This window comes from Enterobacter sp. CM29 (genome assembly GCF_013179605.1).
Lineage (GTDB): Bacteria > Pseudomonadota > Gammaproteobacteria > Enterobacterales > Enterobacteriaceae > Enterobacter > Enterobacter intestinihominis.
The window spans coordinates 1-1,513 of record NZ_JABMCU010000346.1 but is presented as its reverse complement, the minus strand read 5'-3'; the positions used below and the strand labels follow the sequence as shown (position 1 = coordinate 1,513).

At 53.2% G+C, this 1,513-nt stretch carries 1 protein-coding gene; it reads right to left on the bottom strand.

Features of this window, described 5'->3' with window-relative positions:
• Positions 1–1,513, bottom strand: a 1,513-nt coding sequence (bamA, locus tag HP459_RS22875) for an outer membrane protein assembly factor BamA (RefSeq protein ID WP_171936916.1), incomplete at both ends; no start/stop codon positions are given.

Genomic DNA, 1,513 nt, shown 5'->3' with positions numbered 1-1,513 from the left:
CCCCAGCGGTGACATCCATTGTAATGCGATACCTGCGGACATGCGAATGTTGCCCGGATCGCTGTAGTCCGGAACGCCCGCTGCACGCATCTGGGCGGTATTCTCCCAGTTGGTATCCCACACCGTACCTGCATCCATAAAGAAGGAGGTACGGACAGAGTTCGCGTACTTATCACTGATAAACGGCGTCGGCGTGATGAACTCGAGGCTCGCCACGGCCATGGCGTTACCGCCTACCGCATCATCAGAGCTACAGACTTGTTTTGAATCGCGGCTTGCGCAGTTATCTTCGTCATTACCGCCGTAGTAAACCGCTTTCGGACCAATGTTATTGGACTGGAAGCCACGAACGGTGCTTGAACCACCGGCGTAGAAGTTCTCATAGAACGGCAGCTCTTTGCTTCCGATACCGTCACCATAGCCCCAGCGGGTACGACCCAGTACGACCCACTTGTGGTCGTCATCAATTGGGAAGTAGGACGCCGTATCCAGCGTGACCTTGTAGAACTCGTTATCCGAGCCCGGGATCGTCACCTTACCGTTCAGGTTAACGCGTGAACCTTCCGTCGGGAAGTAGCCACGGTCAAGACGGTTGTAGGTCCAACCGTAGTTGAAGGTGAAGTCATCCGCGGCGAAACCGTTGTCATCGCTGGACGTACTTGCAGACTGACCGATGGAGTCCAGGTAACGCCACATCGCCACCTGCGGTTGCATGTTAGACAGGTCGTTATGCACGTACCCTAAACCTGCACGCAGGGTGTTGTATTCGTTAACCGGGAAGCCGAGCGTACCATCCAGACCGTAACTCTTGTTGGTATACGAGGAGAGGTCCGCGTCGTCTGCTTTAAAGTCGTTATAGAAGATACGACCACCCAGGCTTACACCGTCCACGGTGAAGTATGGGTTGGTAACGGAGAACTCAGAGTAGGTCTGGTAGTCGTTTTTCGTCCCGTTGATACCGACAGAGTAACCCGTACCCAGCCAGTTATCCTGCTGAACGCCGACCTGGAAGCTCACGCCACTTTCAGTACCGTAACCAATACCGAAGTTGAAACTACCGGTATTACGTTCTTTAACTTTATAAACAACATCCACCTGATCCGGACGACCTGGTACACGCTGAGTATCGGTATCGACCGTTTCGAAGTAGCCCAGACGGTTCAGACGCTCTTTACCCTGGTCGACCAGATCGCTTCCCAGCCATGCCCCTTCCATCTGGCGCATTTCACGGCGCAGAACGGAGTCTTTAGAGGTATCGTTACCTTCGAAGCGGATTTTACGCACGTAGAAACGGTTGCCCGCATCAACGTTAACGTGAAGCTTAACAGTCTTATCCGCGTCGTTAATTTCCGGCTGCGTTTGCACACGCGGATACGCATAACCATAGCGGCCGAGCAGCTTCTTAATGCTGTCTTCCATTTTGGTGACTTTAGATCCGCTATACAGATCGCCCGGCTGGATTTTGGTCAGAGATTCAATTTCAGCAGAATGTCCTGCCAGGTTGCCGCTGACT